The 10,479-nt window shown below is 42.2% G+C and carries 8 protein-coding genes; 7 read left to right on the forward strand and 1 reads right to left on the reverse strand.

The features are described from left to right. From dnaA to V7D75_RS11515, 7 genes are all read left to right on the forward strand, one after another. On the forward strand, positions 1-1,286 hold a 1,286-nt coding region (gene dnaA / locus V7D75_RS11485), incomplete at its 5' end, for a chromosomal replication initiator protein DnaA (protein ID WP_333614660.1). Positions 1,287-1,476: 190 nt separating this feature from the next. Next, positions 1,477-2,652 carry a DNA polymerase III subunit beta gene (dnaN, locus tag V7D75_RS11490; protein WP_333614661.1) on the forward strand — a complete coding sequence of 392 codons (1,176 nt, stop codon included), beginning with the start codon at positions 1,477-1,479 and terminating at the stop codon, positions 2,650-2,652. Positions 2,653-2,724: 72 nt separating this feature from the next. Continuing rightward, positions 2,725-3,984 carry a DNA replication/repair protein RecF gene (gene recF / locus V7D75_RS11495; RefSeq protein ID WP_333614662.1) on the forward strand — a complete coding sequence of 420 codons (1,260 nt, stop codon included), beginning with the start codon at positions 2,725-2,727 and terminating at the stop codon, positions 3,982-3,984. Positions 3,985-4,641: 657 nt separating this feature from the next. Further along, positions 4,642-7,176 (forward strand): DNA topoisomerase (ATP-hydrolyzing) subunit B, encoded by a 2,535-nt coding sequence (gene gyrB / locus V7D75_RS11500; RefSeq protein ID WP_333614671.1) that lies wholly within the window; start codon positions 4,642-4,644, stop codon positions 7,174-7,176. 132 nt (positions 7,177-7,308) lie between these two features. Beyond that, positions 7,309-8,325, forward strand: a complete 1,017-nt coding sequence (locus V7D75_RS11505; protein ID WP_333614663.1) for a DUF6880 family protein — start codon at positions 7,309-7,311, stop codon at positions 8,323-8,325. A gap of 8 nt (positions 8,326-8,333) precedes the next feature. Further along, positions 8,334-8,783, forward strand: coding sequence for a DUF6880 family protein (locus V7D75_RS11510; protein ID WP_333614664.1), 450 nt, complete (start codon positions 8,334-8,336; stop codon positions 8,781-8,783). 59 nt (positions 8,784-8,842) lie between these two features. Beyond that, complete coding sequence (locus V7D75_RS11515) at positions 8,843-9,451, forward strand: manganese efflux pump MntP (protein ID WP_333614665.1); 609 nt, start codon at positions 8,843-8,845, stop codon at positions 9,449-9,451. Between the two features lie 113 nt (positions 9,452-9,564). Here the strand turns inward: V7D75_RS11515 and rlmF are convergent. Next, a partial coding sequence (rlmF, locus tag V7D75_RS11520) for a 23S rRNA (adenine(1618)-N(6))-methyltransferase RlmF (RefSeq protein ID WP_333614666.1) occupies positions 9,565-10,479 on the reverse strand: 915 nt, incomplete at its 5' end.

A 10,479-nucleotide genomic window follows, 5' to 3' on the forward strand; every position in this document is an offset into this window, starting at 1 on the left:
AAAAGAATCACTTACACGACATCGAGCAGTTAGTTGCTAAGCATAGCCAAGGTAATATTGAAGCCGTTATTGTACGTGTTGATAATGCTGGCCGTGAGATGGTTGATAGTAGTCAGTCGCAGTCAGGCTCATTGTTTGAAGAAGACCAGCCCTCCCCTACCCCTACTGATTACCATTTTCAAAGCACGCATAATGATATTGCTAGAGCGGATATCGATGCCAATATGCGTCATGCAGAACTGATTGAGTCTGCCGATGCCAAATCATTAAGCTATTTGAATCCTGACTTCACCTTTGAAACCTTTGTCACTGGTAAGTCTAATAACTTAGCTTATAAGGCCTGTTACGAGCTTGGAAAACGCCAATCAAAAAATCGGCACAATCCTTTATTTATATACGGACCTTCTGGTTTAGGAAAAACGCATTTAATGCATTCTGTAGCGCATCGCTATTTAAAAAATAATCTAAGTTTTTATTATTTCACTTCCGAAAAATTTATTAATCAATTGGTTTATTCATTAAGAAATAATAAAATAGAAGATTTTAAAAAGAAAATAAAAAAAGTAGATTTATTAATTGTAGATGATATTCATGTATTAGCTGGCAAAACAAAAAGTAGCAATGAGTTTTTGACCTTATTTGCAGACTTTACCAGCGGTGATAAGCAACTGATTTTGGCATCAGATCGGCATCCATCACAAATGACGGAGTTTGACGAGCGTTTCAGGTCGCGCTTTTCTTGGGGTTTGACGGTTGCAGTAGATCCACCTGAAATTGATACTCGAGTACAAATTTTACAAAGAAAAGCGGCATCGTATGGCATGAGCCTGCCTAAAGAGTGTGCCCTATTCATCGCTCAAAACGTGGTTTCTAATGTTAGGCGATTAGAAGGTGCATTAAACCAAGTGTTTGCCAATGCCAACTTGACGGGCGCGCCCATTACACTTGAGATGGTGCAATACGCCCTAAAAGATATCGTTGCCATGCGCGTGCAAGCGGTAAATATGGATAATATTCGTAAAGTGGTCGCCGAATACTATGATGTAAGCGTAAAAGATATCATGGGTCGTAAACGTACGCGCAGTATTGCCAGACCACGACAAATAGCGATGGCCTTATCACGCGAATTAACCAGTGATAGCTTCCCTGAAATTGGTCAGTCATTTGGCGGACGCGACCACACGACAGTGATGCATGCTTGTGATAAGGTCAATGAGCTACGCGCCGCTGACCCCGCGTTTGATAAGGATTACAAAACGCTTGCCTTGATGTTGCAAGCGGGTTAGAAGCTTATGGCGTCATAATGTTGTCACGAGTCGATATGGTTTATAATATTTTAATGATTAGCGGACAGACGCTGTATGGATTATCATCAGTAGACAAGGTATTATTAAGCCATTATTTTAAAACCCTATGATTTAAAAACGTATAAAAATTCTTTTAATAAGAGCAACTAATAAACAAGAGTAACTAAGCATGCAATTATCGATTAATCGAGAGTCGTTACTAAAAGCCATTAACTTGATTGCCAAGGCCGCCGATAAGCGCCACAACATGGTTATCTTGGGCAATATTAAGCTGCAATTGTCTGAGGAGGCACTTATTTTAACCGCTTCTGACTTAGAAGTAGAGCTGACATCGACGTTAAAATTGCCTGCTAGTGCTTGTATCGAAGCAGGTACAACCACTTTACCTGCGACAAAGCTCAGAGATATCTGTAAATCATTGCCCACGCAAGCGCAGGTCAATCTGACCACTCAAGAAAATGAGCGCTGTCTCTTGACCAGTGGTAAGAGTCGTTTTACTTTAGGCACATTGCCAAGCGAAGATTATCCAAGTCTTGGTAATCCTGAAAATATTACTCCTTTGACCATCAGTCGTAGTCGTTTGACCGACTTAATTCATAAAACCCAATTTGCAATGGCTATCCAAGATGTTCGTTACTATTTGACTGGTATGCTATTTGATGTGTCACAGCAGCAGTTAACTACAGTTGCGACTGACGGCCATAGATTGGCGTTAGCGCGTAGTGTTATTGATGTCAGTAGCGACTTAAGTATGCAAGCAATTTTGCCGCGTAAAGCGGTGATTGAGCTTGAGCGTTTGGCTTCTGAGCTTGGTAAGATGCTGGGCGATAAAGATAATGCTGTGACATTGAGCTTTGGCCGTGAATTCTTACAAGTAAGCTTACCCTTTGGTGATGTCGATAGTACAGGGCAGGTGAGTGATGATTTAATGGTGACCTTTACCGCGCGTCTTATCGATGGTAAATTCCCTGATTATCGCCGCGTCATGCCAAGCAATACGGATAAATTGGCACTATTTAATCAAGAAAAAATGACTGATGTGCTGCGCCGGGTGGCAATTTTAAGTAATGAGAAATCTCGCGGTGTGGTGTTTAATTTTGCTAGCGATGGTATGGTAGAAGTACGTGCTAATAACGCTGAGCAAGACGAGGCAGTCGAGATGATACAAGCAAAGTATCAAGGCGAGCCGATGGAGCTGTCATTTAATGCGGCGTATCTACAAGACGTCTTGGGCGTGATTCAAGGTGATTTGCAAATGCATATGAGCCAATCCAATGCTTCGGTACTGGTCAATCAGCTCAATGATGACTTCCATCAGTATGTTATTATGCCCATGCGTATATAAATTGGCCACCCTATAAAATAACAAACTTTTGCTTGCTAAATAATGAGCGTAATATAGGCGGCTGTCACCCTTATGATTGAACGTCTACAGATCTCACACCTGCGTAATCTGACCCAGATCAGTTTAAATACTGCTGCTTGCAACGTTATTATCGGTTCAAATGGCAGTGGCAAAACCTCCTTACTTGAAGCGATATTTTTACTTTCAAGAGGCAAAAGCTTCCGCCATCATCAGCCTAAACGCTATATTCAGCACCATCAAAATGCGGCAACGGTACACGCTAAGCTCAATGATGGCAGCACCTTAGCTATTCAAAAGCAAGCAGATGCGACGACGGTTCTACGGCTGAATCAAACCACGGTTTATAACCAAAGCATCTTAACCGAGCAGCTACCCACATTACTGATAGATCCGTCATCGATGGATATGTTAGAGCAGGGTAGTGCCAGCCGCAGACAGTTATTAGATTGGCTAGTGTTTCACATGAAACAGGGCTTTCATCCGCAATGGATCGCTTATCAGCGTTTGTTAAAACAGCGCAATAGTTTGCTAAAAAAGAGCCATCACTTAACGCCAGTGCAGCTTACTGAGTTAAAATCATGGGACAAAGGGCTTGCTAGTCATGCGGCTCTTATTCATCATTATCGTGAGCGAGTCTTTAGCGATTGGCAGCCTTACTTTGCGAAGAGTATCACGCAGTTATTGCCTACCTACGCTCAGCAACTAAGTTTAAGCTATAATGCCGGCTATGACACCAATATCCCGCTAGATATCCAGCTTAACGAGCGTTTGGAGCAGGATTTGCAGCTGGGTTATACGCGGATAGGTAATCACCGCGCCGATATTCATGTACATTGGCGCTCTATTGATTTATCAGAGCATGCTAACAACGAAGCAGACAGCAGTGCAATTGCAGTGTCAAGAACCGTAGAAAAAGCAGACACCGCGGCCAAACTACCGATTATAAAAGAACAGGCTGCTAACGTTCTCTCCCGCGGCGAGAAAAAACTGTTAATTACCGCTCTACGCTTATCGCAATTGCCGTTATTGCTTAATGAAAACACTTCTACCCATGCGATAGAAAAAGACAATAGCAGTGTTATTTTGCCAAATGACCATAATAAAGCGCGAGCCACGCCAGTAGTGCTACTAGACGATATTACCGCTGAACTTGACGCTAGGGCGATACAAATTCTGTTGTCGACTTTGGCGCAGCTACCATGTCAGGTATTTATGACCAGCTTAACCAACGATATTTTACCGTTGGTGCATAAGTATTGGTCAGAACCTAATTTGTTTCACGTGAAACAAGGAAGCCTAATACGTTTATAAAAAACGCTTTTATAAACTGGTTTCGATGATCAATATTCGCTAAGTTTGTGCTTCATTTTTATCAACCACGTTTCATATCTTCCGCAAAATTTCATTATTATGCTTATGTTTTTAGCAGAAAAGCAGCCTTTCTAAAATACTTGCTTAATACCGAGAAAACTGTCAGTAAACAGTGACTTAGCGCTAGAAAAATGTTAAAATAGAGCTTTATTTTTGCTCTGTTCTCAGCAAGTTATCTTACAAATTTTCATCAGCATTGCTTGAGGGTTTATTAATAAATTTTAGCTTCTAAGTGTTTGATAGATATGTGCTTATTTCTAATTTGTTTTAATGATGTGTGAAAAAAGCATGAGCGTATATTAAAAATAGTGATCGGAAAACAGATTATGTTTTTGGTTGCTTCTTTAACACTGTTTATATTCTTTTAAGCGGCATCTGATAAAGTTTTTGCTAACCATATAATTAAATATTTTGACCATAAAACGTTAAATCTAAGATAACGTCGTCGAGCATTGCCATTGTGGTGAGCAGATGACAAATAGCTGATAATGGCTAGATTAAGGAATGCACATGAGTGATTCATTACCTACCGACCACGAACAATTGATGACCGACAGCGCACTAGAGACTATTACACCTGCTGCCGTCCCTGAAGGAATGCCCTCTGATTATAGCTCCAAAGATATTCGTGTATTGCGCGGACTAGAAGCGGTGCGCGTACGTCCGGGTATGTATATTGGTGATACCGATGATGGTACCGGCTTGCATCATATGGTCTTTGAGGTGGTGGATAACTCTATCGATGAGGCGTTGGCCGGTCATTGTGACCAAATTGATATTATTATCCATGAAGACGAGTCGGTCAGCGTCATGGATAACGGCCGCGGTGTTCCTGTGGACATCCATCCAGAAGAAGGTGTATCGGCGGCGCAGGTTATCATGACGGTACTGCATGCTGGCGGTAAGTTTGACGATAACAGCTATAAAGTATCGGGCGGTCTTCATGGTGTTGGAGTTTCGGTTGTAAACGCTCTATCTAAAAAGCTTGAGATGAATATCTGGCGTGAAGGCTATCATTACCATCAAACTTATACCGACGGCGTTCCTGATGCGGATATTCAGCAAATGGAAGCGACCGATAAAACGGGAACGCAAATCCGTTTTTACCCAAGTAATGATGTCTTTACCGGAACTATCTTTGAGTACGATATTTTAGCCAAACGCTTACGTGAGTTGTCTTTCTTAAACTCGGGTGTGCGTATTGTCTTAACCGATGAGCGTATCGATAAACGTCATGAGTTTGAGCATAAAGGCGGTTTGTCAGAGTTTGTCAGCTATATCAATGCTGGTAAAGATGGCATCAATGACGTCTTTCATTTCACCAGCGAGCAAGACGACGGCATCAGTGTCGAAGTGGCGCTGCAGTGGACAGACACCTATAACGAAAAAGTACTCTGCTTTACCAATAATATCCCGCAGCGCGATGGCGGCACGCATTTATCAGGTTTCCGTTCAGCATTGACGCGCGGCCTTAACAGCTATATGGATCGTGAGAATTTATTCAAAAAAGAGAAAGTCGTTGCTACTGGCGATGATGCTCGTGAAGGTTTGACCGCGATTGTTTCTGTTAAAGTGCCAGATCCAAAATTCTCAAGTCAAACCAAAGACAAGCTGGTTTCAAGTGAAGTGAAATCTGCGGTTGAATCGGCAATGCATGATAAGTTTAACGACTATTTGCTGGAAAATCCAAGTGCGGGTAAAGCAATTGCCAGTAAGATTATCGATGCGGCGCGTGCCCGTGATGCGGCGCGTAAAGCCCGTGAAATGACGCGTCGTAAAACCACGTTAGATATCGCTGGCCTGCCGGGAAAATTGGCGGATTGCCAAGAAAAAGATCCGGCATTATCAGAGCTTTATATTGTGGAAGGGGATTCTGCTGGTGGTTCAGCCAAGCAAGGCCGTAGCCGTAAGACCCAAGCAATTTTGCCACTAAAAGGTAAGATTCTTAACGTTGAGCGTGCTCGTTTTGACAAAATGCTGTCTTCTGCTGAAGTGGGTAACTTGATTACCGCGCTTGGTTGCGGCATTGGTCCGGATGAATATAATCCTGACAAAGTCCGCTATCATAAAATCATTATCATGACTGATGCGGACGTGGATGGCTCGCATATTCGTACGCTGCTGTTGACCTTTTTCTTCCGCCAAACGCCAGAATTGATTGAGCGCGGTTATATTTATATCGCTCAGCCACCACTTTATAAAGTAAAAAAAGGTCGTCAAGAGCTGTATTTAAAAGACGATGAAGCCTTAAAAGCGTATTTATTATCCTCGACGATTGATAATACTAAATTGCATATCAGTGCCGATGCGCCTGCTATTACTGGGCAAGCGCTTGAGACCTTGCTCAATGATTATAACCAAACCCAACTTATCAAAGCGCGTTTGCAGATTCGTTACCCAGCGGTGTTATTGGATGCATTGACCCATACGCCGAAGCTTAGCACCGATATGACTTATGATAAATCAGCGATGGAAGCGTGGAAAGCGTCATTACAAACACAGCTTGAGAACTTTGGTAGTGACTTAAGTCCTGAGATTGAACTGGTCAATATCCATGCACCGCAACCAAAAAATATGGATGCTGCCGCTGCTGATTTATTGGGTATGACCGCAGTGGTAGAACCTGATGAAAGTGAAACATCTGCTGATAACAGTGATTCTTTATCTGCCAAAGCTCAATGGTTACCGCGTATCACTGTTTATGTGCATCAATTGGCGCATCATTATCTGTTAGATGCCAGCTTTATCAATTCAGGTGAGTATACTAAGCTGCTGCGCTTATCCGCGGAATGGAATACCTTGCTTGCAGAAGATGCCTTTATCCGCCGTGAGGCCACCGCAGGTACCACCAAAGATATCCCAGTACGCGATTTTGATTATCTATGGCAACAGATGATGCTTGAGGCGCGTCGTGGTTTGGCGATTCAGCGCTATAAAGGGCTGGGTGAGATGAACGCTGATCAGCTTTGGGATACCACCATGGATCCTGAAAACCGTCGTATGTTGCGTGTCACGATTGAAGATGCGATTGCTGCTGACCATATGTTTACCTGTCTGATGGGTGACCATGTCGAACCACGTCGTATTTTCATTGAAGAGAATGCGTTGACCGTGTCTAATTTAGATATTTAGCTTTTAGTTTATAGACCTTGAAGTTATAGTTTTGAAGTTTGAATATAATTGTTTATTGGTATAAAGTCATCTTGCTCGCAAGGTGGCTTTTTTCATGTGAAATATTATCAATAAAGTAGTGAAGGGAATACTATGCTAAATGCAGAACAAAAGAAGTATTTGTCACAACTATCAAAAAAGACCTTAATTGATTTTGTCTCTGAGGTGTATGGTATAGATAAAATGCTCGATAAAAAAATTGAGCGTCTGCTATTACAATCAGATAAACCTAAACTTATAAAAAAGTTAACCACTACACTAAAAGGACTTAGAAGACGAAAGAAGTTTGTAGATTACTGGGAATCTAGTGAATTTGCTATTGAGCTTCAGCATTTAGCCAGCGATATAATGAGCCTTTATCCTGAGCAACCAAAAGAGTGCTTGACGTTACTTGAGTTATTTATAGAGTCTACTAGTTCTAGCCTAGAACGTGCTGATGATTCCAACGGTTATATCGGTGATGTTTATAGGAGTTTGACGTCATTTTGGTTAGCAGTGGCTAGCACTTGCTATGAGCAAGAAAAGCGAGACATACCTGTTGATGAGCGCGATATACTCAGCCAAGCTTGGGTAAAGAAAGTAAAAGCGCTGGCTGACGATAATGATTATGGTACCAAAGATAGTTTATTAGAAAACATTGATCAACTGTTATCTGAGCCTGAGATACGTAGATTGATCGCTGATTATCAGCAAGAGCGTGAGAATATCCAAACAAAAAAAGCAATTAAAGATACGCTCAATGAAAGGCGAAACAGCCCTTTAAGTGATGATGCTTTTTCAATTAACTATGACAAGATGGTAATTGAGATCGCCATAAAAAACCTAACAAGTGCGCTAGGTGATGTGGGTTTTTTTGAAACCATATTCTTTGAGATGCAAGAGACTAGACCGGTTCATCCTCGAAGATTAGAAGAGTTGCTAACATTTCTGCTAAATCAAAGAGCTTTTGATAAGGCACTACACTACTTAAATGAAGAGTGGCAAAGCGATGGTCTATTAGATAAGATCAGACGTTTGGATTGGCTGAGTCACATATATCACATGCAAAAAGATACCGACGCGCTCATGGAGGTGAGGCGTTTGAGCTACAATCAACCCCTTCGCGGCTAAAAGCTATCATGGCTGTGGCCAGTCCTGCTCAGCAATCTAAGTGGCGAAAAAGAGCTTATGAGCTGGCAGAACAACAAGAAAATGTATTTATGGCTACATCGCTACTGCTAGAAATAGGAGAGATTGAGCTTGCTAATGAGGTCGCAGTTGCCCGTCATTCTCAGTTTGCTGATGTGCATTATACAGATCTCACAAGCATGTTAAAAGATTTGCCAACTAAGACAGATTTACTTCAAGTTATTATTTATCGCATTTTACTTAACGATATTCTAGACAGCTCTCGCAGCAAAGCTTATGGTCACGCCGCTCGCTACTTCGATCACCTAACCAAGCTTGATACGGTTATTAGTAAATCGTCTAAGCCTTACAGTGAACTTGCGACTCATAAAGAATATGTCACTACCCTTAAAGACAAGCATGGTAAAAAGCGTAGTTTTTGGGAAAAGGTAAACGATTAGATTGATGTAGTGTTTCACGTGAAACTTATGGCAATAAGCAGAAATAAGCGAAGAATAAAATGATTGAAGTTATATTACTTGCTATTGCCCTTGCGATGGATGCGTTTGCTGTTGCGATTGGATTGGGCGCGAAATCTCAAAACCAGCATCGCCATTATGTGCGGCGTTTGGCGATTTATGCGGGTTTGTATTTTGGTGTTGCGCAGGGCGTGATGCCATTGATTGGTTATTTATTGGGCGCCGCTTTATTAGGCTGGTTGGCTGCGGCTGCACCTTGGATTGGTGGCTTTATCCTTATCGGTCTTGGCGGAAAAATGCTTTATGAAGTGTTTTGTAGAGATGAGGAAGAGGCAGTAGATAAAGCCTTGCATATAAATAGCGAGCCAGTTTTTGTCAATGACAGCCTAAAGAAAAATACCAATCATCGCACCATGTTTACCCTTGCGATTGCGACAAGTATTGATGCGATGGCAGCTGGCTTTACGCTTAATTTATTGGCGCTTAATGCGTGGCTGGCTTGTATCATTATCGCTATTATCACGGCTATTTTTAGCGTTTTTGGTGTTTATTTGGGTAAAAATTCAGGCACCTATCTTGAGGACAAGGCGGAGGCGCTTGGTGGTATAGTACTTATACTTATTGGCTTAAAGGTAATGTTTTTTAGCTAAAAGTATGTTTGCCTAATTTTTAAACAAAAAGACCACTATGAGATTTGTAGCGGTCTTTTTTGTTTCACGTGAAACTTTAAATAAATATTTTTTAGATAGTCATTTTTTATTAATTACGCTTCGTCAATATTAAAGCGCCACGCTAGAACACGGGTATTCTTTTGTCCTTGGCTCATCTCGATGATGCGCATTTGGGCAACATCAAGCTGTTTTAATAATAGTTGTAACGGTTTCACGTTCTCTGACTTTGACACCAAGCTGGTAAACCAGCCAACGTGCTCGGCAAAATCTTGGCTTTCTTTTATCATTTTGGTCAAGAAGGCAATTTCGCCGCCCTCAGACCACAGCTCTTTATGCTGACCGCCGAAGTTGAGATTTTGCGCAGCATTTCCAGCCTTGGTTGAATGGCGGCTGATTTGCTCGTTTTCATTTTTGCCACGATGGCGTTGCAGATTATGCTGCTTGCGGGTATTGGCTTGCATCGCTTCTTCTAATGACGCATGAAACGGTGGGTTGCAAACGACCACATCGAAGTAATCTTGACGACCGATGATGTTTTTAAAAATAAACTTAGGCTCAGGCTGTAGTTTTACTTTAACGGCACTTTTTAGCTTTGGATTGGCTTCGCAAATCAGCGCGGCGGTATTGACTGAAATAGGGTCAATATCGCTCGCGGTAAAGCGCCAACCATAGCTTTGGCTACCGATAATTGGATAAATGGCACTGGCACCGGTACCAATATCAAGGGCGTGAATTTCTTTACCCGTCGGCGGGGTGTTGTCAGCATTAACGTGCGTGGTTTGCGCCAGTAAGTCGGCAATATAATGGATGTAATCGGCGCGACCCGGTATCGGCGGGCAGAGATAGCCTTCTGGAATATCCCAAAACTTCACGCCATAGTAATGCGCGAGCAACGCTTGATTGAGGACGCGTACCGCCTCACTATCAGAGAAGTTAATCGTCGGCTCACCTTTCGGGTTAGTGATGGTGTGCTTAGCCAATTCTGGCAGGGCACGGGTCAATAGCGC

Source organism: Psychrobacter sp., from assembly GCF_036731945.1.
In the GTDB taxonomy this organism is placed as follows: Bacteria; Pseudomonadota; Gammaproteobacteria; order Pseudomonadales; family Moraxellaceae; genus Psychrobacter.